At 46.2% G+C, this 25,481-nt stretch carries 24 protein-coding genes; 8 read left to right on the top strand and 16 right to left on the bottom strand.

Annotation, left to right across the window (positions count from 1 at the left end; genetic code table 11):
* Positions 1–27 precede the first annotated feature (27 nt).
* From HUX64_RS05760 to cutA, 12 genes are all read right to left on the bottom strand, one after another.
* Positions 28–363, bottom strand: coding sequence for a helix-turn-helix domain-containing protein (locus HUX64_RS05760; protein ID WP_174625288.1), 336 nt, complete (start codon positions 361–363; stop codon positions 28–30).
* Between the two features lie 482 nt (positions 364–845).
* A complete protein-coding gene (locus HUX64_RS05755; protein ID WP_174625287.1) occupies positions 846–1,379 on the bottom strand; it encodes a hypothetical protein in 534 nt (177 codons plus the stop codon).
* 13 nt (positions 1,380–1,392) lie between these two features.
* On the bottom strand, positions 1,393–1,584 hold the full coding sequence (locus HUX64_RS20370) for a heavy metal translocating P-type ATPase metal-binding domain-containing protein (protein ID WP_425484245.1): 192 nt from the start codon (positions 1,582–1,584) through the stop codon (positions 1,393–1,395).
* 17 nt (positions 1,585–1,601) lie between these two features.
* On the bottom strand, positions 1,602–2,798 hold the full coding sequence (locus HUX64_RS05750) for a class I SAM-dependent rRNA methyltransferase (RefSeq protein WP_174625286.1): 1,197 nt from the start codon (positions 2,796–2,798) through the stop codon (positions 1,602–1,604).
* 4 nt (positions 2,799–2,802) lie between these two features.
* Positions 2,803–3,378 carry a DUF3426 domain-containing protein gene (locus HUX64_RS05745; RefSeq protein WP_174625285.1) on the bottom strand — a complete coding sequence of 192 codons (576 nt, stop codon included), beginning with the start codon at positions 3,376–3,378 and terminating at the stop codon, positions 2,803–2,805.
* 81 nt (positions 3,379–3,459) lie between these two features.
* The gene (gene prmA, locus HUX64_RS05740; protein ID WP_174625284.1) at positions 3,460–4,338 is read right to left on the bottom strand and encodes a 50S ribosomal protein L11 methyltransferase; all 879 of its coding nucleotides are present in this window, start codon (positions 4,336–4,338) and stop codon (positions 3,460–3,462) included.
* Between the two features lie 82 nt (positions 4,339–4,420).
* A complete protein-coding gene (accC, locus tag HUX64_RS05735; RefSeq protein WP_174625283.1) occupies positions 4,421–5,764 on the bottom strand; it encodes an acetyl-CoA carboxylase biotin carboxylase subunit in 1,344 nt (447 codons plus the stop codon).
* 19 nt (positions 5,765–5,783) lie between these two features.
* The gene (gene accB, locus HUX64_RS05730) at positions 5,784–6,212 is read right to left on the bottom strand and encodes an acetyl-CoA carboxylase biotin carboxyl carrier protein (RefSeq protein WP_174625282.1); all 429 of its coding nucleotides are present in this window, start codon (positions 6,210–6,212) and stop codon (positions 5,784–5,786) included.
* 3 nt (positions 6,213–6,215) lie between these two features.
* Entirely contained in the window at positions 6,216–6,662 is a 447-nt protein-coding gene (gene aroQ, locus HUX64_RS05725; RefSeq protein ID WP_174625281.1) for a type II 3-dehydroquinate dehydratase, read from the bottom strand.
* Positions 6,663–6,849: 187 nt separating this feature from the next.
* On the bottom strand, positions 6,850–7,365 hold the full coding sequence (locus HUX64_RS05720) for a TlpA family protein disulfide reductase (protein WP_174625280.1): 516 nt from the start codon (positions 7,363–7,365) through the stop codon (positions 6,850–6,852).
* Entirely contained in the window at positions 7,362–9,596 is a 2,235-nt protein-coding gene (locus HUX64_RS05715; protein WP_174625279.1) for a protein-disulfide reductase DsbD, read from the bottom strand. Before HUX64_RS05715 ends, HUX64_RS05720 begins: the two co-directional genes overlap by 4 nt.
* Positions 9,578–9,904 (bottom strand): divalent-cation tolerance protein CutA, encoded by a 327-nt coding sequence (cutA, locus tag HUX64_RS05710; RefSeq protein ID WP_174625278.1) that lies wholly within the window; start codon positions 9,902–9,904, stop codon positions 9,578–9,580. The genes HUX64_RS05715 and cutA overlap by 19 nt, the downstream gene beginning before the upstream one ends.
* 101 nt (positions 9,905–10,005) lie before the next feature.
* Between cutA and HUX64_RS05705 the strand changes: the two genes are divergently transcribed.
* Positions 10,006–10,443: an FxsA family protein gene (locus HUX64_RS05705; protein ID WP_174625277.1), complete on the top strand. Its 438-nt coding sequence runs from the start codon at positions 10,006–10,008 to the stop codon at positions 10,441–10,443.
* Between the two features lie 58 nt (positions 10,444–10,501).
* Here the strand turns inward: HUX64_RS05705 and HUX64_RS05700 are convergent, their stop codons facing one another.
* The gene (locus tag HUX64_RS05700) at positions 10,502–10,738 is read right to left on the bottom strand and encodes a YgaP family membrane protein (RefSeq protein WP_174625276.1); all 237 of its coding nucleotides are present in this window, start codon (positions 10,736–10,738) and stop codon (positions 10,502–10,504) included.
* Between the two features lie 112 nt (positions 10,739–10,850).
* Between HUX64_RS05700 and uvrD the strand changes: the two genes are divergently transcribed.
* Positions 10,851–13,022, top strand: coding sequence for a DNA helicase II (gene uvrD, locus HUX64_RS05695; RefSeq protein WP_174625275.1), 2,172 nt, complete (start codon positions 10,851–10,853; stop codon positions 13,020–13,022).
* A gap of 72 nt (positions 13,023–13,094) precedes the next feature.
* Positions 13,095–14,000 (top strand): LysR family transcriptional regulator, encoded by a 906-nt coding sequence (locus HUX64_RS05690; protein ID WP_174625274.1) that lies wholly within the window; start codon positions 13,095–13,097, stop codon positions 13,998–14,000.
* A 54-nt stretch (positions 14,001–14,054) separates the two neighbouring features.
* Here the strand turns inward: HUX64_RS05690 and pyk are convergent, their stop codons facing one another.
* From pyk to HUX64_RS05675, 3 genes are all read right to left on the bottom strand, one after another.
* Positions 14,055–15,500 carry a pyruvate kinase gene (gene pyk / locus HUX64_RS05685; RefSeq protein ID WP_174625273.1) on the bottom strand — a complete coding sequence of 482 codons (1,446 nt, stop codon included), beginning with the start codon at positions 15,498–15,500 and terminating at the stop codon, positions 14,055–14,057.
* Between the two features lie 16 nt (positions 15,501–15,516).
* Positions 15,517–16,530 (bottom strand): type I glyceraldehyde-3-phosphate dehydrogenase, encoded by a 1,014-nt coding sequence (gene gap / locus HUX64_RS05680; RefSeq protein WP_174625272.1) that lies wholly within the window; start codon positions 16,528–16,530, stop codon positions 15,517–15,519.
* 75 nt (positions 16,531–16,605) lie between these two features.
* The gene (locus HUX64_RS05675) at positions 16,606–16,998 is read right to left on the bottom strand and encodes a PilZ domain-containing protein (RefSeq protein ID WP_174625271.1); all 393 of its coding nucleotides are present in this window, start codon (positions 16,996–16,998) and stop codon (positions 16,606–16,608) included.
* A 431-nt stretch (positions 16,999–17,429) separates the two neighbouring features.
* Between HUX64_RS05675 and HUX64_RS05670 the strand changes: the two genes are divergently transcribed.
* The 5 genes from HUX64_RS05670 to HUX64_RS05650 all read left to right on the top strand — a co-directional run bounded on the left by HUX64_RS05670 (position 17,430) and on the right by HUX64_RS05650 (position 24,592).
* The gene (locus HUX64_RS05670) at positions 17,430–18,650 is read left to right on the top strand and encodes an ABC transporter ATP-binding protein (protein ID WP_174625270.1); all 1,221 of its coding nucleotides are present in this window, start codon (positions 17,430–17,432) and stop codon (positions 18,648–18,650) included.
* Complete coding sequence (locus HUX64_RS05665; RefSeq protein WP_174625269.1) at positions 18,647–19,672, top strand: GNAT family protein; 1,026 nt, start codon at positions 18,647–18,649, stop codon at positions 19,670–19,672. Before HUX64_RS05670 ends, HUX64_RS05665 begins: the two co-directional genes overlap by 4 nt.
* A gap of 74 nt (positions 19,673–19,746) precedes the next feature.
* Positions 19,747–20,934, top strand: a complete 1,188-nt coding sequence (locus HUX64_RS05660) for a glycosyltransferase family 4 protein (RefSeq protein ID WP_174625268.1) — start codon at positions 19,747–19,749, stop codon at positions 20,932–20,934.
* Positions 20,915–21,694, top strand: a complete 780-nt coding sequence (locus tag HUX64_RS05655) for a PIG-L deacetylase family protein (RefSeq protein WP_174625267.1) — start codon at positions 20,915–20,917, stop codon at positions 21,692–21,694. The genes HUX64_RS05660 and HUX64_RS05655 overlap by 20 nt, the downstream gene beginning before the upstream one ends.
* Positions 21,695–21,766: 72 nt before the next feature.
* Entirely contained in the window at positions 21,767–24,592 is a 2,826-nt protein-coding gene (locus HUX64_RS05650; RefSeq protein ID WP_217426440.1) for a glycosyltransferase family 2 protein, read from the top strand.
* The last annotated feature ends 889 nt before the right edge of the window (positions 24,593–25,481 follow it).

Below are 25,481 nucleotides of genomic sequence, written 5' to 3'. Positions count from 1 at the left end.
TCATATAGGGCTGAAAATTGTAGGCGCTTAAAATATACGGTATTGATCCATTTTTTTGCGCAAGGTACTTCGGCTCATGCCTAGCGCTTTAGCCGCTTTGGTCTGGTTAAAGCCGGAATGTTCCAGAGCCGCCTCCAGTAAGGATTTTTCAACTTCGCCCATGACCATAGCATACAAACCTACCGGATCGTGACCGTTTAATTGCGAAAAATATAGCTCTACTGTGTGTTTAACATAAACAGGTAAAGGAATAGAAATTTCCGTTCTGCGATCCTCGATCCTGCGGTCTACATTTATTTCTCTGCGCTCGATAGCAATGATCTCGGCATTAATGACCTTAGCGCTTTTTTCAGGTGTATCCATATTAGTCAGCACTATTGTGTATTGAAAGATTAAATGCCGAATTAATCAGCGCTATTTATCGGGATGCCGTAGCGGGCTGGTTAATTTTATTTTAAGTATCCTGAGTGTTGAAGTCAGGATATTTAAAATATCGACTGCTATGTTTTCGCGCCATTGTAACACCGCCCGTATTCCCTAAAAACTGTACAATTTATCAAACTGGCAAATGATGTTATTGGGCTTTGCGGTAACAACCAGTTTTTTAAATATTTTTTATGCTTAAAAATGATCACAGTGCATTGCTGAACATTAATCCGGCCGCAGCTCATTTGCCTTGGATCTGTGCTTTAAATCCGTAGAAGGAATATCCCGGCTCGTCTATAGTTCTCTCAAGAGGCGCGACTCGGGCTCCGGCCATGAGGCCTTTTTATAAAGCAAGCGTCGAAGCTGCAGGTGCCGGATTTTTTGACTTCAGGCTTGCACTCGTAATTTTCACCCGTCATTTACGGTAATTTATCTGCCGAATCATTCCAGATTGGATTATCCCGATCTTGTTTTTCCAGCTTGCTAAGATCTTCCGGGTACAAATGCCAGAAGGACTTGTCAATCATGGCATTACGATAACTTTCCTTTTTTTCATGGGTGAACGGACACCACCAGTTTTCCACGATTTTGACCATATAAGCATGCCATTCAAAAAGCGCGACACTGACCGGACAGTACCAGGTGCAGTTTAATATCCAGAACAGTTTTGATTGGGCCATGCTGGCTTTAAATGAGCCTTCCATGGTGATCTGGCTTTTCAGATTATAACGATGACTGGCCCGGTCAGGTATAAAATCGGATAAGGTTTTAATGTTTTTACCGCCAACCAGTCGTAAATGATAATAGGTAAGATAGGCGCTTATAAATACAAACGGAAAGGTTGCCAGAGGCAGGTAAATCAGAATCATCCCTACACCTCTTTGCCAGACGGGGATTTGTCTATGGTTTTTGCCGATTTCAACGCGGCCGGCACAAGAATCGCAAGCTTTCATTATTTTTATATCCTCATTTTGTAGTAGTTGGTGGATTATGGGGGGTTATGTAGTGTTTATTAAGCAGCTGATAAATGCTTAGGCAACCGGCGCAGCAAAAATGCTGCCGGGTTTCCGGAGTGGTCAGGGTGAAGCCTTTGATTTCCACAGGTTGTCCGCAAAGAGCACAAGGTGCATAAAATTCTTTACATTCTATAATGGCCATAAAGATGCCCAATGACTTTATAAACTTGGTGATACCGAACAAAAAAAGGTTTTCAGGTATTCCGTTTCAGGTACTGCCGGATCAATCGGATGATCAGGCCCTTGTCCCCCATAGGAAAAAAATATCAGATGCCGGTCTATGTGCCGGGCCGAAGAACGTAAAATTTCGTGCAGATTTTCACGGCCAAGATGATGTGAACAAGAGGCAGAGACTAATATGCCATTTTTAGCCAAAACCTGCAACGCCAGTTGATTCAGACGACAATAGGCTTCATAACCCTGTTTAAAATCTTTCTTGCGTTTGATTAATGCCGGAGGATCCAGAATAATAATATCATAAAGCCGGTTTTCCTGACGCGCCTGTTTGAGAAATTCAAAAACATCGCTGCGAACAAAATGCATTTTATCCTGAAGCCTGTTCAGGCGCGCATTTTCCAGAGCGAGCGCCAGAGCACTTTCCGAGGCGTCAACGCAAATGACTTCGGCCGCGCCTGTTAATGCGGCGGGAATTCCCCAGGCGCCGGTGTAGGAGAATAAATCGAGCACCTGCTGATTTTTTGCCATAGCGGCCACACAAGCGCGGCTATTGCGATGATCATAAAACCAGCCGGTTTTTTGCCCGTTGACAATGTCGATTTTGAATTTCGACCTGTTTTCTTCAATAATCAATGGCTCGGGAATCTGTCCATAAGCTGTTTCGGATTCAAGGCTCAAGCCTTCCAGTTGCCGTTGACTGTTATCATTTTTCAGAATAATGGCTTTGGGATCAATTAATTCAATCAGCGCTGAAATCAATGCTTCTTTGCGTCTTTCAATTCCTGCGGTTGTTATTTGCACGGATAATACCGGACCAAAGCGGTCGATAACCAAGCCGGGCAAGCCGTCGCTTTCGCCAAAAACCAGGCGGTAATAAGGTTTGTCGAAAAGTTTTTCACGTAGCGCCAGCGCGGTAATCAGGCGTTCTTTAAAGAACTTGACGCCGCATTTCAAATTGGCTTTTCTGGATAGCAGCCGGGCGCAAATTAAAGTCTGCGGATTAATGTAAGCGGTGCCGACGACGGCGCCGTCTGCGCTTTTTACATGAACCAGCTCGCCTGCCGAAAACAGCTCAAGCGGCGAGCGTTGGCTATCAACTTCATTACTGAAAATCCATAGATGTCCCTTGCGCAGGCGCTTGTCTTCGTTTTTTTTCAGATAAACTTCAGGATGAGGCATTTTCTCAGATAAGTTCAAAAGTATAACCGCCGACTTTGGTTTTCGGCGCTGAGATGTTCAGGTTGATTTCTGCTGTTTCATCTGGGGTAAAGGATTTTGAAGCGGAAGCTTTCGGCAGATAGTCCAGTGGCCGGAAAATTCTATGGGCAAAAGGCTGGCCGGTATAGCTGAATAGCGTCAGTCTGAGATCCGGATAAGTTTGCGAAAAAGCCGCCTGATTGTTGATAACGGCCCTGAATGCGATTGCCGGCCCGGGTAAAGGGATAAATGAGCCCTGTAATACGGCAAATTCAGCCGGGTTTTTGTAAGCCGGCAAATCGCCGTTTATTGGTTTGCATATTTTTACCAGCCAGCGACGGAAAGCAGGATTCTGGCTGAAAGAGAAACCTTCAAAATGTATTATCTGCGCAATAAACTGCACCAAACCACTAGCCAGTCCGGCCTTCCCATATACTCCGCCGGATGCTTTCTTTTGAGTCCAAAGCAGGAATTTTGTCGAGCTAATTGTTGCTGGACCGGCTGCAGTATCGCTGATAAATTCCAAGGCGTCAGACAGGGCTGAGCAATTCCGGTAGTGCATTATGCCTCTGTTAAAGCGCAGTGGCGCCACGGTCAACGAGCAGGTTTTTTTGCAATCAGGGCAATGGGTAAACATGGCTTTTTAATACTTGATGCCTTCGAGTCTAATCCATTCTTCCTGTTGCACCGGCGGTTCAAAGGCTATGTTTTGCTTATAGGCGTTCATGACTGCTTCGGCCTGGTCAAACAATATGCCTGACAAGACCAGCCGGCCTCCTGAAACCAGTAAATTTGAAATCTGCCTGGACAAGTCAATTAAAGGTTTAGCGAGAATATTCGCTAAAACAACGTCGGCCTGAAAAGGTGAAAAATGGTCGGGCAAAAAACACTGAATTTTATCCTGGACATGATTTTTTAGAGCGTTATCAGTAGTGGCGGTTAAGGCCTGCGGATCGATATCAACTGCGTGAACTTTTTTAGCGCCCAACAATATGGCGGCGACTGCCAGAATGCCGGAGCCGCAGCCGTAATCAATGACGGTTTTACCGGTTAACTCGTGACTGGCCAGCCATTGCAGGCATAAGGCCGTCGTTGGATGCGTGCCTGTGCCAAATGCAAGACCCGGATCCAGCGTCAGACAAATCGTACCGGGCTCCGAGCGCTGCTGGTCTGTTGGGCAGACCCAGAGCTTATCGGCAAATTTCATGGGCTGGTAATAGTCCATCCAGGCGCGCTCCCATTCCTGATCGGCCAATTCTTCCTGGCGCCAGTCGTGCAGGAGGTTATTATCAAACTGCATATATACCAGGGTTTTGATGAGGGCCGGTTCTGCGTTCACTTCGTAAAGCGCAATAACTTGGGTATTGCGCCATATTTTGGTTGCACCGATAGCAGGTTCATACACAGGTTGATCTTCAGCATCCATATAGGTGACGGAAACCGCCCCAAGCTCGCTGAAATAATCAGCAAGTCCGGGGGCGGTGTTTTCGTCGGTGATAAGCGAGATCTGATGCCAGGCCATAAAAAAGCGGTGCGTAAAGTGGAGGTAAAAGAAAATACAAGGTGAAAGGCTGCCGTGCGAATGAATTCGCCCGCTACATTGATTAAAAAAGACCCAGCTTTTTCTCCAGATAATGAATATTTTGCCCGCCTGCTACGAAAGCGCCATCATTGATAATATCGTGCTGGAGCAGGATATTGGTTTTAATACCGTCTATGATGATTTCACTCAATGCCGTATTCATGCGGGCAATGGCGCTTTTACGATCTTCTCCGTGAGCAATCAGCTTGCCAATCATGGAATCGTAATACGACGGCACTCTATAGCCGTTGTAGATGTGAGTCTCACAGCGGATACCGGGACCGCCCGGCATATGAAACTGGTCAATTGTTCCAGGGCAGGGCATGAATGTTCGAGGATCTTCCGCATTAAGCCGGCATTCTATGGCGTGGCCCTGAATCTTGATCTGATCCTGCGTCACCGATAGCGGCTTGCCGGCGGCGATACGCAGTTGCTCCTTGACAATGTCGAAGCCGGTAACCATTTCGGTAACAGGATGCTCAACCTGAATGCGGGTATTCATTTCTATAAAATAAAACTCGCCTTTTTCATACAGGAATTCAAAAGTGCCTGCACCCAGATAGCCTATATCGATACAGGCTTTGGCGCAACGCTCGCCTATTTTTTTGCGCTGCTCTTCAGTAATCCCCGGAGCTGGCGCTTCTTCAACCACTTTTTGATGACGGCGCTGCATGGAGCAGTCGCGTTCGCCTAAATGAATGGCATGTCCATGCGCATCAGCCATCACCTGAAACTCAATGTGACGAGGGTCTTCCAGAAATTTTTCCATGTAAACGGTATCATTGCCGAAAGCCCCGCCTGCTTCAGCTTTAGTCATTGCTATGGCATTTAATAGCGCTGCTTCTGTATGCACAGTGCGCATGCCTCTGCCGCCGCCGCCGCCTGCGGCCTTGATAATAACCGGGTAGCCCATTTCCTGAGCCAGCTTCAAATTCTTTCTGGAATCATCCGTTAACGGATCGTTATTTCCGGGAACGCACGGTATTCCTGCCGCCAGCATGGCGTTTTTAGCAGAAATTTTATCACCCATCATGCGTATGGTTTCTGCATTCGGACCAATAAAAACAAAGCCGCTCTGGTTTACTTTTTCCGCAAAATCGGCATTTTCAGATAAAAAGCCATAGCCGGGATGAATAGCTTCTGCATCCGTTACTTCAGCGGCGCTGATAATGGCCGGAATATTCAAGTAGCTGTCGGCTGAAGCGGCAGGACCAATGCAGACGGATTCATCAGCCAGGCGCACATGTTTTAATTCTCTATCGGCTTCTGAATGAACCGCAACAACCTTAACGCCTAATTCCCTGCAGGCGCGCAGAATACGCAAGGCGATTTCACCGCGGTTGGCGATAACTATTTTATCGAACATATAGACTTCCGTTTGCGTGTTATTCAATGATGAATAAGGATTGACCGTATTCAACGGGCTCGGCGTTTTCAACCAGAATTGCAGTGATAGTGCCGCTTTTATCGGCCTCGATTTGATTAAGAATTTTCATTGCTTCAATGATACATAAGGTGTCGCCGACTTGAACGGATTGTCCTATATCGGTGAATACTTTTGCGCCTGGCGAAGCGGAACGGTAAAAGGTACCTACCATGGGTGATTTTACAATATGGCCGATAATTTTTTCTTCCTCAGGCACTACTGCTGGGGCCTGGTTCCCTGTAACTGCTGCTGGAGCATAAACGGCAGGCGCAGGAGCGGCAGAATACCGGATAATATGTATCGCTTCTTCGCCTTCCTTGATTTCCAGTTCGGCAATGCCGGATTCCTCGATAATTTCAATAAGTTTTTTTATTTTTCGGATATCCATAGTTTATTGTCTCTCGGCTAATATCTGATGAGCGGCCTGTAGGGCCAATTCGTATCCTGTTGCGCCCAGTCCGCAGATAAGGCCCCGGGCAATATCCGAGAAATAGGAATGGTTTCTAAAAGGCTCACGGGCGTGGATATTTGATAAATGAACCTCTATAAATGGAATTTGTGTAGCCAGCAATGCATCTCGAATCGAGATGCTGGTATGGGTAAAAGCGGCGGGATTAATAATAATGAAATCTACATGATTTTCGTAAGCCTGATGAATCATCTCTACAATTTCATGTTCCGCATTGCTTTGTTTAAAGCTAAGCTGATGCTTTAGTTCCGCGGCTGTCTTTTCAAGAGCATTCTGTATATCAGCCAGCGTCTTGTTTCCGTAATGGCCGGGTTCGCGTAGCCCCAGTAAGTTTAGGTTGGGACCATTTAGTACTGTAATATTTGCCATTAATATAGTTGCAGTAAAATTAGGAAAAAATTAATCAATAATTTTGCCTAATTTGTCTGATTTTGTCCAGATATTATGATTTTAGCGGAAGATAACAGCATTACCTCTGCATTTGGCAGCCATTCCGGACATTTTAGCAATTTTTAAACGATTTTATTTTAAACTCAGCTGATACCGGCTGAAAAAATTATCTCATCAATGGGAGAATAATTTTTAATATTTCATCCCTTGAAAATTCACCCGGCTGCCGGTGAATTATTTGTCTTTGTTGGTCAACCACGAGGGTAAAAGGTACCGCGTCAATAATATTGCCCAGTTGATGGGCAAGCGCTATGCCTTTATCTTCGCCCATTAAAACCGGATAATTAATTTTAGTTGAGCTGAGATAGCGGCTCACTGCTTCCTGTTCATCAATCGCAACTCCGATAAACTGCACTCCCTTAGTGGCGTATTGTTCCTGTAAGGCGATAAATTCCGGAATTTCCTTGCGGCAGGGCGGACACCAGGTGGCCCAGAAATTTATTATCAGAATTTTCCCCTGCCATTCATAAATGCTGTGTTGAACGCCGGATAAATCCGCCAGACTGAATTCAGGTAAAGGTGATTGGCGGGTTTTTTCTAGATGGGCTAAAAAGCGCGCGGCGCTAATACCTGCGCCTAATGCGATAGCGGCGACAAGGCCAATCAGCGCGGCGCGTTTCATAATCTGGCCTGTTGCACTGTTTTAATGAAGGCGCCGGCATCCTGATAGCCTATGACTCTTAACGACCTGTGTTCCTGATTATCAGCACCAAAAAACAACACCCCGGGCGGACCGATTAGGCCGAATTTTGCCAACAGGGCTTTATCATTCTCTGAATTTTCAGTAACATCGGCCTGTAACAATACAAAATCTTGCAGGGCTTGTTTGACTTCAGGATTTGTGAAAGTATAGTTTTCCATTTCTTTACAGGAGATGCACCAGTCGGCATAAAAATCCAGCATGACACGCTGATGATTAGCCGTTGCCTGTTGAATCCTGGCTTCCAGTTCAGCTAGGGAGGTGATTTTTTCAAAGCTAATTCCCTGTTCTGCAGCAGCTTGTGTATTGGTCAAGGTCAATCCTTGCAGAGGCTTGAGGGGATTGCTGTTGCCCATGCTGAAGCCGATCAATAACAACAAGCCGTAGCCTAACATCATTACGCCGACGCCTTTCCACAACTTGCGCCAGCCGGAGCTGTTTTCGCGCAATGGATCGATGGCGCTGAGATAAATGGCTGGAAAGATAAGCAGCATGGCCCAAAGCATCATGATAATGTCCGGCGGCAAAATACGGCTTAGCATCCAGACCGCTACCGCCAGCATGATAACGCCGAACACGGCTTTGGTGGCATTAAGCCAATCGCCGGCTTTGGGTAAAAGTTTTCCGGCAGAGGCGCCTAATAGTAATAGAGGGACGCCCATGCCCAGCCCCATCATGAACAAGGCGCTGCCGCCCAGAACAGCATCCCCGCTCTGGCCAATATAGATCAGCGCACCAGCCAAGGGAGCCGCGACGCAAGGGCCGACAATCAGTGAAGATAATGAGCCCATTATAGCCGCACCCCAGAGCGAGCCGTCGCGGTGCCTTTCGCTGGAGTTATGCAGCTTGGCCTGCAGGGATTTGGGCAGCTCCAGATGATAAAAGCCGAACATCGAGAAGGACAGCAGGACAAAAATAGCGCTGAACAGAGCAATAATCCATGGCTGCTGAAAAGTGCTCTGCAGGTTATTGCCAAATAGCGCCGCCAGAATGCCAAATACTGTGTAAGTAGCAGCAGAAGCAATAACATAGCTGAGGGACAGAAAAAAAGCTCTGGCCGTTCCGATACGATTGCCGTGCCCTACTATAATGCCCGATAAAATCGGAATCATCGGAAAAATGCAGGGTGTAAATGCCAGCAGCAGGCCAAAGCCGAAAAAGCTGAGTAATGTCATCAACGCGCTACCCTGTTGCAGGGATTGAACAATCTGATCCTGCTCGGAAAGCGCCGGGGCGGGTTGCGGGGCAGCAAGTGCAGTCAGCTCTTGTTGTACTACAGGAAGCACCAGGTCGAATTTCTTGCTCATGGGCGGATAGCAAACACCACGGTCGGCGCAGCCTTGATATTTCGCCTGCAGAGTAATGGTTTGCGCTGAGGTGGTCGAGCGTATAACGGGCAGGTCAAAGCTGAGTTCATTATGAAAAGTTTCAACCTGGCCAAAAGCTTCATCATGTTTGGGAACGCCGCGCGGTATGGAGTAGGTGCCCAGCCGGACGCCGGCCGCATTTACTAATTCAATGCGGATTTTTTCCCGGTAAAGATAATAGCCCTCAGCAATTTGCCAGTTGACATGCAACGTATTGGCATCTTTTAATGATGGCAGAAACTGAAACGCCTGGTCAGGCGGTAATAATTCGTCTTCAAAGAGATTCAGCTTTAGTGCCGAAATTCCTTTTACCAGTGGGTTAACCGGTTCGGCTTTGACAGTTGATGCCGCAGCCGGCAGAGTAATATCCAACGTTGCTTTTTGCGGAGTATAGCAAACGCCTCTATCGGCGCAGCCCTGATATTGCACCCGGAGTTGCATGGAAGCTGCCTCGTTGGCGGCTAAAAGCTTTATAGGCACTTGCAGATGCTTTCGGTAATGAACTACGTCTCCCAGAATTTCATTATGGCTGATTTCGCCTTCGGGAAAAACAGGCTCAGCTAATTTAACCAGATCGGTTTTGGATTCAAAACGCATGTTATTGAGATAAAGCATATAACCTTCGGCAATATCCCAGGAAACTTCAATCTGGTCGGCGGCCAGTGCTTTTGCAGAAATTTTAAAAGCCTGTTGAGGAGGCAAAAGATTGTCGCTAGCCAGCGCAAAAGCCGGAAGGCTAATAAAAAACGCCAGCAAGCAGAAAAAAGTTATTTTGAAGAATGGCATGAATCAATCCAGTGCAAATACTCGGGTAAACCGCGTTCAATAGGGACCGCGATTATTTCCGGAAGTTCGTAAGGGTGATGGCTGCGTATGCTGGCTTCAACAGCCTGATAATTATCTTTATTGAACTTAATCAGCAGCAGGTGCTCCTGGGTTGATTCAATCTGTCCTTTCCAGGTATAAATGGAGGTAATGCCCGGCAAAATATTTACGCAGGCGGCCAATTTATCAACGACAAGCAGGCGGCCAATTTTTTCTGCAGACTCTTTATCAGGACAAGTACAGAAGATTATTTGGTGGAAAGACAGCATTTTTGCACTCCGCTAAAACTCAAGGGTGTATATTATCCCGGAAATTAAAGCTTATGCCCTTACTATTTTACCGATAAATGGTTACGTTTGAGTGTTTCCAGATGAAAATTTTCCAGATCATATTTCTGTTCGTGCTGATTATTCCGTTTGCGGAAATTTATTTACTGTTACAGGTAGGTGGAATAATTGGCGCCTTGCCGACTGTTTTTCTCGTGGTTTTTACTGCTGTTCTGGGCGCCTGGTTATTGAAAATACAAGGATTTGCGACTTTACAGCGATTTCAGGCGAGCATAGCGCAAGGCATTGTACCTGCTTACGAAATAATTGAAGGCTCGATTATTCTGGTGGGCGGAGCATTATTGTTAACGCCCGGTTTTATTACTGATATGTTAGGTTTTGCCTGTTTAATACCTCAGGTGCGACGAAAAATAGCCGGCTATGTAATTGAAAATCATCTTATTCAGGCAGGAGGTCATTTTAATCAGGCCAAATCACCTGAAAAAGATGTGCTGGAAGGTGAATTTCGTAAAGAAGAGTAGTCTTGAATACAAGGCTAAGGGAACCTGTTTTTAGCCTTGTATTATGAGATATTCCTAATTAAGGGTGGCCAATATTACTGCCGGCATCAGAGGTATTTTTGTTTAAAGCTGAATATACCGGGCACCAACCCCAATAACCTGTGGCCGTAAGGTACAGGCCAATGACCAATAAAGCAATTTTGGCAGTGAAAATCGAAATAACAAGGAGTGCCGCACCCCCATAAAGACGATATTTTTTTTCTTTGCCGCCAAGATTGTGTTCAAATTTAATCATACGCTTATAGTCAAAATTCATCTCGAAAACCTTCTGTGTTTAGTTATTATTATCTTAAGCAAAGCAATGGTTCAGATTGCTGTTACAGAGCCTAGGCAATATACACAGCTCCAAAAAATGTGCAATAGATAACATGGACATTACTAAAATTATAGATCCTTTAAACGATTCCCAGCGCCTGGCTGTTACGGCGCCTTCTCAGGCTATGCTGGTTTTGGCCGGCGCCGGCAGTGGCAAGACCCGGGTGCTAGTGCATCGTATTGCCTGGCAGATTCAAGTGGAAGGTGTGTCGGCCCACAGTATTCTGGCGGTAACATTTACCAATAAAGCAGCGAAGGAAATGCGCGGCAGAATTGAAGATTTGCTGGGCATTCCTGCTCATACATTGTGGATAGGGACTTTTCACGGCTTAGCGCACCGCCTGTTAAGACGGCATGCGAAACAGGTCAAACTGCCGGAAACTTTTCAGGTAATGGATTCAGGCGATCAGTTAAGGGTTATCAAGAGACTTTTAACCACGCTTAATCTTGATGATGCGAAATGGCCCCCACGGCAGCTGCAATGGTATATTAACGCGCAGAAAGATGAGGGCATTAGAGCCAGGTACATGGCTGCTACAGACGATATGTATCAGCGGCAGATGCTCGCCATTTATCGGGCCTATGAGGCGTTCTGTGATCGCTCAGGTTTAGTGGATTTTGCCGAATTACTGTTGCGCGCCCATGAATTGTTCCGGGAAAATCCCGACGTGCTGGAGTTTTACCGGCAGCGTTTCAGGCAGGTGCATGTTGATGAGTTTCAGGATACCAATACTATTCAATACGCCTGGTTGCGCCTTTTGACTGACGGCAAGGATAATTTGTTTGTGGTGGGCGATGATGATCAATCGATTTATGGCTGGCGCGGCGCGAAAATCGAAAATATCTACAGCTTTCAAAGACATTATCCGAATCATCAGATTATAAAGCTGGAGCAGAATTACCGTTCGACCGGCAATATTCTCAAAGCGGCCAATCAGGTCATCAGCATGAATGATGGCCGCATGGGCAAGGAATTATGGACAGATTCCGGCGATGGCGACCTGATTTCCTTGTATGCGGCGTTTAATGAGCAGGACGAAGCCTATTTTGTCGTCGAGCGCATCAGAGCCTGGGTGAATGAAGGCGGTGCGCGCAGTGACGCCGCTATTTTATACCGCTCCAACGCCCAGTCCCGGCAGTTTGAAGAAAAACTGATGGCGACGGGCACGCCTTACCGGGTTTATGGCGGTTTGCGATTTTTCGAACGGGCGGAAATTAAAAATGCCCTGGCCTATCTGCGGTTAATGTCCAATCGGAATGACGACGCCTCGTTTGAGCGCGTGATCAACACGCCGACAAGGGGCATAGGCGCTAAAACGCTAGAAGATATCAGGAAGATAGCCCGCGAACAGAGTATTTCCTTATGGGCAGCCGCTATTGTGCTGATTAATCAGGGCGATCTGCCAGGGCGCGCCAGTAATGCCTTGACAGGTTTTTTAAATCTGATCAAACGGCTGACCGAACAATCCGAAGACATGGAACTGTATGAAAAGGTAAAACTGGTTGTAGAAAAAAGCGGCCTGGTTGAGCTTTATAAAAAGGAAAAGATGGAAAAGGGCGAAGAAAAAATAGAGAACCTGGAAGAGCTGGTCAATGCCGCGCGGCTTTTTGATTTTACCCAGGATCAGGAAAGTGAGGAAAATCTCAGCGAACTGGATATGTTCCTGGCCCATGCGGCGCTGGAAGCCGGAGAGATGCAAGGCGATGATATTGATGATTGCGTACAACTGATGACTTTGCATTCGGCTAAAGGTCTGGAGTTCAAGCTGGTTTTTCTGGTGGGTATGGAAGAAGGTTTATTCCCGTCTCAACAGTCCGTTGACGATGCCGGACGCCTGGAGGAGGAACGCAGGCTTTGTTATGTCGGCATGACCCGAGCCATGCTGCAATTGCATCTGACCTATGCAGAATCCAGGCGTTTATATGGACGGGAAAGTTATCCCAGACCGTCACGGTTTCTGCGCGAGATTCCCGGGCAATATATTCAGGAAGTCAGGATGCGCGCCACTGTCAGTCATCCAATCACCGCAGTAAAAACAAAAACTTCATCTTTACAGGTGACAAGCACCTATAAACTGGGGCAAAGAGTTGGTCACTCCAAGTTTGGTGAAGGCGTCGTGCTGCAAATGGAAGGTGAGGGCGCGCATGAACGCGTACAAATTAACTTTAAACAGGCAGGCGTCAAGTGGCTGATGCTGGCTTATGCCCAACTGAAGACGTTATAAATAAAGATGGTTGATTTTTAAAAGATTTTCAGGCCAGGAATCTGCCTGTTTTAAGGTTTGTCAGGAGTTTTTGTGAATGTAACAATCAGGCAGTTACAAATTTTCGAAATGGTGGCGCGGCATTTGAGTTTTACCCGGGCTGCAGCCGAGCTGTTTTTGACGCAGCCTGCAGTATCGATGCAAATCAAGCAGTTTGAAGAAATTGCCGGTCTGCCTTTGTTTGAAAGGCTGGGGCGTAAAATATATTTAACCGAGGCCGGTGAAGAAATGTACCGCCTGAGCCGGGAGATTACTTCCAGACTGTATGAAGCTGAAGTTATTTTTGATGAAATCAAGTGGCCTCAGGGCGGACGTTTGCTGGTTTCTGTGGCCAGTACGGTTCAATATTTCGCCATCCGTTTGCTGGCCGGTTTTTGTAAGGAATATCCAAAAGTCAATATTAACCTGAAAGTAACCAACCATAAGGGATTGATTCAGCTGCTGGAAAATAATGAAACGGATATCGTGTTAATGGGCAGGCCGCCGGAAGGCCTGGATCTGATAGCAGAGCCGCTGATGGAGAATCCGTTGGTGGTCATCGCATCCCCCTGCCATCATTTAAAAGACCAAAAAAATATTCCACTGGATGAATTAAAAAATGAAGTATTTTTAATGCGCGAGCAAGGTTCCGGAACCCGGACTTCAGCCGAGCGTTTTTTTGCTAAAAATGGAATCCGAATTTCGACCAATATGGAGTTGAACAATAACGGCGCTATCAAGCTGGGTGTAGAAGAAGGACTGGGATTGGGAATCGTTTCTCACCATACGATCGATAGCGAAGTTAAAACGGGCCGCTTAATAATACTGGACGCACAGTTTTTTCCCGTGGTGAGAACATGGTATATGGTGCGCAGGGAAGGCAAGCGCTTGTCAGCCGTAGGAACCGCGTTTGAGAACTTTGTTCGTAAGGAAAAGCTTCGGTTTGTAAGATTGCCCTAGAAAATTTTCAGCTTTACCGGCATTCAGGCCTAAGCCTGAATGCCGAGTTGAAACTTAAGGTGTTAAACCCTGGCCGACGGTAATGACTTTCAAAGCGTTGGTGCCGCCTTTTACGCCGGTTAAATCACCTTTGGTGAAGATAAATTTGTCGCCTTCCTTGGCCATATTCCATTTCCTGAGCTCTTGCACGATCTCCCGGTTTACTTCAGCGTGATCCTGGGCTTCATGAGTGAAGTAAACCGGGAAAACACCGCGGTATAAAGTCACTTTACCCAAAGTTTTTTCTTCACTGCTAAAGGCAAAAATCGGGATGCCGGAACTGATTCTTGACATCCATAAGGGCGTGGCTCCTGACTCTGTCAGCGCCACAATAGCTTTAATTTTGGTATGGTTGGCCATATACATCGCAGACATTGCAATGGCTTCATCATCGCGCTCAAATTGAATATCCATACGGTGACCGGACTCGCGGACTTTGGGTTGCTTTTCCACTTCAATGCAGATGCGGTGCATGGCTTCAACAGCTTTTATCGGGTATTTTCCAGAAGCTGTTTCCGCTGACAGCATGACGGCGTCAGTGCCGTCATAAACGGCATTGGCAACATCGAACACTTCCGCGCGGGTGGGAATCGGGTTTTCAATCATGGATTCCATCATCTGGGTAGCGGTAATGGCGACGCGATTCAGTGAGCGGGTGCGATTAATCAGTGTTTTCTGTACGGCAGGCAAATTGGCATCGCCGATTTCAACACCGAGATCCCCTCGCGCTACCATGACCGCGTCAGAGGCCAGGATGATTTCGTCCATAACCTCCGGCACTATCGCTTCTGCGCGCTCGACTTTCGAAACAATGCCTGCATGACAACCTTCAGCCAGAAGCAGGCGGCGTGCTTCATGTAAATCTTCAGCACAACGGGGAAAGGAGATGGCGACAAAATCGCAATCCATGATTGCGATAGTTTTAATGTCTTGTTTATCTTTATCAGTCAAAGCCGCTGCAGAAAGGCCGCCGCCCATCAGGTTGATTCCCTTATTATTGGATAGCTCGCCGCCAACAATAACCGTACAATTAACGCGCATGTTTTTTACACTTACCACATCAAGAACAATGCGGCCGTCATCGAGTAGCAGTCTGTTGCCTGGTTTGACTTCATTGGCCAAAGGTTCGTAAGTAATGCCAACTTGCGTATTGTCGCCCGCGGTTGCGTCAAGGTTAATATCGAGGGCAAAATCCTGCCCTTCCTGTAAAAATACTTTGGTATCCCTGAATCTCGCTATGCGTATTTTCGGGCCCTGCAGGTCAGCAAGAATTCCGACGCGCCGTCCGGTTTTGACGCTGAGTTCGCGTACAAGATTGGTTCTGTTGATATGTTCTTGAGCAGAACCATGAGAAAAGTTCATGCGAACCACGTCAATACCGGCCTTAAACAAGCCTTCGAGCACCCCGGGTTTATCCGTGGCGGGACCCAGGGTGGCTAAAATTTTGGTTCTTCTTAACATGATAAGTTTAAATCCGTTATTTTGCGTTTACTAAAGCAATTGTTGTATCCAGCATGCGGTTTGAGAAGCCCCATTCGTTGTCATACCAGGACAGGACTTTGACGAAACTGCCATCCAATACCTTAGTCAATGAAGACTCATAAATAGACGATGCCGGGTTATGATTAAAATCAACCGAAACGAGAGGTTTATCATTGATTTCCAGAATGCCCTTTAATGAGCCTTTGGATGCTGTTGTCAGGACTTCGTCAATTTCTTTCTTGCTGGTAGCTCTGGATGCCTGAAAGGTTAAATCGACAACCGAGACATTAATAGTAGGTACGCGCATGGCGAAACCATCCAGCTTGCCGGCCAATTCAGGCAATACCAGGCCTACTGCGGCTGCAGCGCCGGTTTTGGTGGGAATCATGGATTGCGTAGCGGAGCGGGCGCGGCGCAAATCGCTGTGGTAGACGTCGGTCAGAACCTGATCGTTGGTATAAGAATGAATGGTGGTCATTAAACCGCTTTTCAGGCCAATCGCATCATGCAAAGGTTTTACCAGCGGTGCCAGACAGTTGGTTGTGCACGATGCATTGGAAATAACCGTATCTGACGCTTTCAACGTAGTATGGTTGACGCCGTAGACGATGGTTCCATCTACATCGTTGCCGCCAGGTGCGGAAATGATGACTTTTTTTGCGCCTGCGGACAGGTGGGCAGAGGCTTTTGCCTTGCTGGTAAACAGGCCGGTACATTCGTGAACAACGTCAATGCCCAAATCGCCCCAAGGTAGTTTGGATGGATCTCTTTCAGAAAACACTTTGATTTTATCCCCATTAATAACGATATAATCGCCATCAACATTGACCAGATAAGGAAATTTCCCATGTACTGAGTCATATTGGGTCAAATGAGCATTGGTATCAGGGTTGCCCAGATCATTGATTGCAACAATTTGAATTTCACTAGTGCGGCCTGCTTCATACAATGCACGTACAATATTACGCCCAATGCGGCCATAACCATTAATTGCAACTTTAATTGGCATAGAGTTTTCTCCAGAGTGATGAGATAAAAAGAGACACAAACACGCACACTTAAGTGTGAATCAAGTCTAACTATATCAAAATATAGGGCTATTAGTCCATTGATCTGAAAAATGGCCTGCTGATTTTGGTCTGGAATTTTTTACACATTCCAGAATAAAATCATCCAGTGCATCCAGGGAGGGAGTTTTTATATAATGCACTCCATATTCGCCGGGATTATGCTGATGTTTGATAATCCCGCTAATTGTGATGCCTATGCCGCACTCAGGCAGACGTAAATTTATTTTGATTTTGCCCTCTAAATCTGCGGAAATAGGCGACTCGAGTTTTATTTTTATGCCGGTAAAACTGATGTCAATCACCTCTCCCTGGATGCGAAGCAAATCGTTAAAGGGCTGTTCCAGGTTAACAGAGGCTTTTAAACCTTGCGGTTTGTATCGAGGATAGCTGCGTTTTTCTATGGTCATATAACGGAATGTCTTGATCTGTTTTTGAAGTATAGGCAGACCGCGTTATATTGCAACTGTGCCGTGAGGACCAGTCGAGAAAGCGTTATTGATTCCGGGCAGATAAAATTTCCCTGGGGTTTATCCCGAAACATTCTCTCACCTTAATAACAGTGTGCTATTTACATACACTTTCTCCAAGCTATTAACATATCTCCTGTAAAAAAATTAATACCCTATTTTACTTTCCTTCCTAGCTAAGGCCAAATAGAAGTATTTATTGGTATGAAATGTGCTCAAATTATAGTTATGACTAAAAAACATAAATTTTCAATAATGAACGAATACCCACCCGTAGGTCAGCAAGAATTTTCAATAAGAAGGCCTCATCGATTTGTTTTGGGATTATTAAGGTTTATTTTAATTTGATAAACCTATCAGAGTTTCCGTCAATGTCTCTTGAGCCGGCTATTGCCGTCAAGAATTTGAGTAAACATTACCAGCTCTATGCCAAGCCGCATGACCGCCTGAAACAGTTGCTGTGTCTGGGAAGGCGCCAATATTACCGCGAATTTTCGGCATTGCACGAGCTTAGCTTTGAGGTAATGCCGGGAGAAGTTGTGGGAATTATCGGCTGCAATGGTTCAGGCAAGTCTACTTTGCTGCAATTGATATGCGGCACCTTAACGCCGACTACAGGGGAAGTTGCGGTCAGAGGAAGAGTGGCGGCCTTGCTGGAGCTGGGCGCCGGTTTCAATCCTGAATTTACCGGCCGCGAGAACGTATTCCTGAGCGCCGCCATCATGGGCTTGCCGCAACAAGAGATCAAAGGGCGGTTCGATGAAATTGCCGAATTCTCCGGCATCCGGGAATTTATTGACCAGCCGGTGAAAACCTATTCCAGCGGCATGTATGTCCGCCTCGCTTTTGCAGTCGCAACCAGCGTAGATCCGGATATTCTTGTTATTGACGAGGCGCTGTCAGTTGGAGACGGCGCTTTTTCTCGTCAATCATTTAACCGAATTATGCAGATGCGTGATAACGGTAAAACCATTTTATTTTGTTCACATTCCTTGTTTCAGGTAGAGTCTTTATGTGCACGTGCCATCTGGCTTAATAAGGGCAGAATTATGGCGGAGGGTGACTCAGCGGCTATTGTAGCAGCTTATCAGGAATTTCTGGATAAGAGTGGGCAGCCTCCGGCTAAGGCCCTTGGCAAACATGAAGTAACGCCAATAAGCTTGCCGCCTCACGGGTATGCGCATATTGAATCTGTTAAGGCAGAGGTAGACGGCCATGCCTGCAAAGGGGTTATCGCCATAAGCGGCCGCTCATGCCTTATATTGTATATAAGCTTTGCTTCCGATCCTGACTTACCCTGTCCGTGTGTGGCTTTCACCTTGCATGCTAAGGATGGACGCACATTAACCAGCGCGGCTACATGGGAAGATCAACTGGTTTTGCAACGAACTCCGCATGGATCAGCTCAGGTGCGCCTTGTTTTTGACCGGCTGCCCTTGCTCAAGGGTGAATATCTACTTAGCGTGCATCTGCTCTGCGAACGCGGACTCCATATTTATGATTCAGTCAATGCCGTTGCTAATCTTCAGGTGCGGCAAGAAGGACACTTGCAGGGCTATTTTATGATGCCGCATACCTGGGAACGGCTATGACGCGCGCTTGCGGAGAGCCAATTGCTATGGAGTCCGCGTTGAAGGCAGTTCAGCCGTCGGACGAAAATAAAAGATGGCGATGCCGCTGGGTGTCGGAACAGGATCAGGATGCGTTATTGTCGTTATTCAGCTCAGCTTTCGGCGCGCCCATGCAGCCGAGCCTATGGGCATGGAAATATGCCGGATTGGCTAAGCAAGGCGTTTTAGCGCACTGCGCGGGTAAAGTGATTGCTTATTACGGCGGTATCCCCCGTACATTCTGGCTGCAAGATGAAAAACTGGCTGCCGTTCAAATTAGCGATGTAATGGCTGTTCCTGAAGCCTGCGGCAGTCTGACCCGGCGCGGGCCGTTCGCACATACGGCCGAAATCTTTCTGCAGTCGCAAATAGGCCCTGATAAGCCTTACCGGTTTGCCTTCGGCTTCCCTACTAGTAGAGCTGCGCGGCTGGGCGAGAAGTTAGGCCTGTATGCGCGGGGAGATGCTTTTTTTGAAGCAGCCTGGTCTATGGATACTGCAAGGCGCTTGCCTTTTTGGCTTAAAGTACAGCCGCTGCGATCCATTGTTCCGGCTATCATTGATGGGCTCTGGGAAGATATGAAATCCTCATTGCCTGATATTATGCTGCCTCAGAAAGACGCTGAATTTTTCAGGTGGCGTTACCTTGAGCATCCATTAAATAACTATAACCTTTATCTTGTTTCATGGCGGTGGATTAATAAACCTGCAGGCATATTTGTGCTGCGCGATCATGGAATCTCGCTGGGTCTGGAGTTAATGGATTTTCTGGGACGGCCTGATGCCTTTAACCTGATGCTGCAATCGGCTATGTACATTACCCGGCAATTGAACCGGCACCGAGTGTTTAGCTGGATGACTCCTCATATTATTTCGATGCTGCCCCCCCCATCCGCCAAAGCTGAGATAACCGGCATTTATATCGATCCGCCTGCGCTAAAAGAAATGGACGGACAACTCTACAAGCGCTTATGGTTTTTAAGCGGCGATACGGATTTTAGATGATTAAAAACTTTCTTCGCTGTTTGATTGCTGCTCCTGTGCCGCGTCGATAGTGCTTTGCTGAAAGGGTGGAGTATATGGCGGCTATTAAAATCTCAGATATAAAAATTCTTATGGTGACGCGGGAAAACCAGGCAGATAAACGTTATGGCCTGGGACGCAGCCTTACGCCTTTAATCGATGAATTTCACCGAAGAAACATTGTAATGGATTACCTCTGTCAAAACGACTTGGGAATTAGCGCCAAGGCGTGGCAGCAAAAGCTCCATCAGTGGCTGTCCGGGTCGCTCGCAAAGTTGCTTATTGACGCGGATTGTTCGGTCCTGGCCCAGGTGGTGCTGGAGCGTTTAAACATGGGCCGGCTTGCCGTCAAGATAGCGGCGAAGCGCGGATACACCCATGTGCATTGCCATGATCCCATTATTGCAGCGGGGGTTAGCCTTTGTTTGCGTTTTTATCCCAGGCTCAAGATTCGCTGGGGCGTGACTGAGCATGGCTTTGGCTGTTATGCCGACGCTATCCGAGCGGATGGCGTCCGGCTGGGCCCGCGAACGCTGAAATGGCTGCGGCGCTGGGAAGAGCGCACCTTGAATGCGGCAGCCTGGGTCGTGGCTCCCACGCGCAGCGCCATAGTTGAAATTGGTATTGGCCTTAATATTGCTTGTATCCCTGAGAACTGGCATCACATTAGTCATGCGCGGCCGCAGATAAACCGTTATAGCAGACAGGAATCCCGAAGACGGCTGGGCTGGCAGAATGATGTTTTTTACCTGTTGGGGATTGGACGTATTGCGCCCGTCAAGCAGTTTCCCCTGCTGATCGAAGCCTGTTCCCATTTGAAAAAACTGGCTGTCCAGCTGGTCATTCTGGGAGAAGGGGACTGCCAATCCTTATCAGCACTGGGGAAACGGTTTGGTCTCGAACGGGACGTTTTATTCGCCGCTACCGATGACATCGGTTTGTATTTGAGCGCTGCGGATTTATATGTGAGCGCATCCGCCTCCGAGTCATTCGGACTCGCCAATCTTGAAGCCATCGCGGCCGGGTTGCCCGCATTGTGCACGGCGGTAGGTGGGGTGCCGGAAGTAATGGGCGGCGGCGCGCTGCTGGTTTCGCCTGAGCTTGACGCATTGGCTGACGGCATGCGCCGCCTGCTGGATAACAGGGAATTGAGAGAATCCGTTGCGCGGCAGGGCCGGCTAAGAGCCGAAACATGGCCGGATATTGCGGAAATCGCGGATAACTATGAAAAGATTTATCGATAGATGGCGGCAGCGCCGGATAGCTGAACTGGCGTTGTGCCCGCTGCCCAAGATATTGATTCCGCTGGAAAACGGCAAAGTGCTGGTGTTCGCGCCTCATCAGGATGATGAAACCATAGGGTGCGGGGGGACATTGGCGCTGCTTAGAAAAAAAGGCTGTGAAATCAGGGCGGTTTTTGTGACCGATGGCGGCGGAGCCGGCGGTTTGCCCGAGGGCGCGGCGGCAATCCGCAAAAAGGAGGCGATTGCCGCCTTGGCGTCGCTCGGCATAGGGGATTATGTATTCCTTGATGAACCCGACGGCAGCTTCGGTAATACGCCTGAATTTGAACAGAAAATCATGGCGATACTGGAGAAATTTAATCCGGACTGGCTGTTTTTACCGTCCATGCTTGATTATCACCGCGATCATGTAGCTATCAGTCAGGCGGTATTCTGTTGCTGGCGTCAATGGCAAGGGGCGGCCCGGGCTTTTTTCTACGAGATATGGAGTCCTCTGCCCGCCACCTGCGTAGTCGATATCAGCAGCGTGGCGGAACTTAAGCGCGCGGCGCTTTCCTTTTATAAGCTGCCGCTTGCGCAATGCGATTATCTGGCCGCAAGCATGGGTCTGGCTGCCTATCGGGGGCTTTATCTGTCCCGAAAAGGATGCGCCAAATTCGCGGAAGCCTTTGTCGAGGCTGAAAAAAATAAGAGCTGGAGAGGCATGGCGGAACGCATGTTTTCCTTGAGAATTTATGTTGAAAAATTGCTGAAACAATAAGTTTTCGCACAGCATTTTATTCAATCCCTACTTACATAATCCACCGGTATGCAATTAAACAACGATTTTTCAATGGATGAGGCCGAAAATTCGCCACTGATCACTATTATTGTCCGCACAAAAAACCGCTCTGTGTTATTACAGGAAGCTTTGCAATCTATTTGCGAACAAACTTACCCAAAACTTGAAATCATTGTTGTGAATGATGGAGGGGATGATATTAGCGAAATAATTTGTCCATTTAATCAGGCTGATATTAATATTATTCCTCTGCAATTTTCTAAAAACCTTGGCAGGGCAAAAGCTGCCAATGCCGGGCTTGACAAGGCTGCCGGTAAATATATCGCTTTTTTGGATGATGATGATTGGCTGGAACCCGAGCATATCCGGCAATTGCTGGAATTACTTGAAAATCCGTTGTATGCCTATTGCATTGCAGCCTATTCTTCTGTCAGATGCATTGATCAAGAGACCGGTGAGTTAATTAAACTATTTAATCAGCCCTATAATCCAGCCACCCTGAAACTGGAAAACTATGTGCCCATTCATGCCGTGCTTTTTCATCGACGTGTCATTGACAGCCCGGTTGGCTGCCGTTTTGATGAAGCCTTTGAATTATTTGAGGATTGGGATTTTTGGCTGCAGTTGCAAGCATACGGAAGTTTTATCTGGAATGAGAAAGTTACGGCAAATTATAGGGTAATAAGCGGCTTGTCCGGCGAAGGCGTATTTTCAGATGAATCGCGGTCACTTAAAGCCTTACATGCGCTTGTAGAAAAATGGCGGCACAAATGGTCAACCCCTGAGATTATTGAAATTATTGCCCATGCAAGGCTGGTTAACCGGCTATTGGAAAAGACCGAATCTCTTCGATTTGGTTTAGCTCAGGATAAACAACAATTAGCGCTCCAATTATCAGCAGCTAATCAGGAAATAGAAAATATTAAGTCGGTTTTGGAAAAGACCGAATCTCTTCGATTTGGTTTAGCTCAGGATAAACAACAATTGGCGCTCCAATTATCAGCAGCTAATCAGGAACTGGAAAATATTAAGGAGGATAAAGAGTTGTTATTAAACTCTTTGTCATGGCGGATGACCAAACCTCTAAGAGCTTTGCGGGGTATGCTGACGGAAAATGCCAAAAAAATATTTATATTGCAGCAATTTGTTTGGCTAATACTTATCAAGGCTTATCAAAATAAATATTTACAGCCGTTAATCAAGCTTATACCTTTTAATATAAAACATAATTTAAAAGCATTGTTTATTCCGCGTATTCCGGAAAGGAGTTTATTAAAAAACTCCAATAAGCTAAAAGTCAGCATTATTATTCCCATCTATAATCACGCTCTTCATCTAAAAGAATGTATTGATAGCGCTTTAGGGCAAAGCTACGATAATTTGGAAGTAGTGCTTTGTGATGATTCATCCACCGATCCTGAAGTAAGAAAAATTATCCATCAATATGTCGGCAGGCCAAAACTCAATATACTGTATTCAGATAAAAATGAGGGAATATCTGCGGCTCAAAACCGGTTATTAATTGCCTCCACAGGCGATCTGATCGCTTTTCTGGATTGCGATGACTATCTGGCTGATAACGCAATCGAAATTGCTTTGAATGCCTGGAAAAAAAACACGGTTTATTTACATACCGGCCGTATTAATATTGATGAAACAGGTAAAGAAGTTAACAGAATTTCATTTGAACATTTGCCAAGGCAAGATTATTTTTTAGAGAATCTTGACCGGATGTTTGCAACGCATCTTAAAATAATTCACCGGGACGCCTTCGCCAAGGTCGGGTTATTTGATCCGCGTTTTGACAGCGCTCAGGATTATGACATGCTCATGCGCATTGCATTTCGCTTCCCAACGCAAGCGTTTATTCATATCCCTGATAAGTTGTATTTCCATCGCCTGCATAAAAAACAAACTACCCTATCAAGGAATCAAAAGCAGCTTGCCGATACGCAACTGATTCAAAAAGAAGCGAGAGTTCGCCAAGGCATAAGAAATAAGAAGTTTGCGCATTTCATTTCAATCATTATGTTGTCATACGGTAAGAAAGAGCAGACTTTAGAAGCATTGATAAGCTTGAAAAAAACCGTCAATATTCCTCATGAAATTATTTTGTTCGATAATGGCTCCGCTCCTAAGACGGTGGATTTTATTAAATTACACATTGAAGGTCACTTTGATAATTTAAAGGTTATTTATAACGATACTAATTTAGGCCCCGCTGTCGGGCGCAGAGAAGCATTGCAATATGCTTCGGGAGATTGGTTTATTATCTTTGACAATGATGAGATTGCCGAACCGGGCTGGCTGGAAGAATTACTGGTTAGAGCTTCCTCCGATGAAAATATCGGTGCGGTCTGCTGCAAGGTCATTTTTCCCGATGAGAGTTTGCAGTTTAGCGGCGGAGAAATTAACTATCTTGATGATGAATTGGTGCGCCTTGATCTCTATGATAAAGGAAAAAATGCCTATGATTTGGAAACCGCCCAGTTTAGAGAATGTGATTGGTGTCCTATTGGAGCGACCTTATTTACTGTAAATCCTGCGGAGTTTTTGCATGATGGCTATCCCAATGTATTTGAAGATGCGTGCGTTTCCATGGCATTAAAAAAAGCAGGGAAGCGTCTTGTTAATAGTCCCGGCTCATGGGTTTGGCACGAGCATTTGGTTTATCGTAAAAACATAGATATGAAAGAGCGGTATGTTAACGATCGATATAATCCGGTAAAAATGCTGATAAGCCTTAAAAGTTTTTACAAAGAGAATGGTTTGATTATAAAAGATGAGTATGTCTGGAGAGAGAACAAACTGAATAGCTTGTCTCGAGAGGAAATTATTGGCTTGTTATCTCAAGATGAGGCAGTCAAAACGCTATAAAATTTTATATTATTAACGGCTGGCATATTCCTATCCAACCTGAACTTTCATATTGATGTACTCGAAACATCCGATTCTGATTGAAGCTGAACACTTAAGGATTAAGCGTCATATCTCCTGATGCCTTCTACATAAAATAGATGGCCATGTAACGGCCGGCGCATTAGTCAAACCGCCTTTTCCGCTTTCCTATCTCCTCAATAAATGAGAGAAGCCCAAGCTATTTTAGTTGGGTAAACCTCCACTATTTCTTACTGTCGATTACTATCTGTAACAGCCCGAGAATATAAATCACAGGAACCGAATAGTTCCGTAATTCATACTGGAACGATAAAAAGATCGGTAATTGACTCAACCATCAAGCAAGACTCGAATAGCCATTAATTAAACTGTGTTATTTCACACACTCTGTGGCCGGGCCGCATTTTGCAAGGCGTCCTGATCCGACCAGCTTCCGTTTTTTTGCTTCAGGCCTAACATTTTACAGTAAAAGCAAATACTGGAGCCGTTTAAGAAGCTTATTTATTGAGTTTAAAATCTATTTCCTGCAAAAAAAGCAATAAAAGCACCGATTAATTAAACTGTGTTATTGAACGCATTCTTAATGCGGCATATCACGCATTTTTATTTTCAATTATGGAGTTCGGCGTTTCTGATGAACAGTTTGAGAAGCGGACCAAAAATAACGGAATACTTCATGCAATACTTTCGCTTCGGATTATTTTTTGCACTGATAATTAGGCTGCACTTTAATTAAAATAATTGGCATTGCTAAATAAATATAGACAATGTATAAGTTTTGGAACATTCAGATGCCTTGGGAGGGCGTGATGGATTGTCCAAAATGCGGCAAGCAAGCGAACTGCAAAGACGGCCGAGCGAATGGCCG

The organism is Candidatus Methylobacter favarea, assembly GCF_902806695.1.
GTDB classification, from domain to species: domain Bacteria; phylum Pseudomonadota; class Gammaproteobacteria; order Methylococcales; family Methylomonadaceae; genus Methylobacter_B; species Methylobacter_B favarea.
This window is presented reverse-complemented; position numbering and strand designations above follow the sequence as displayed.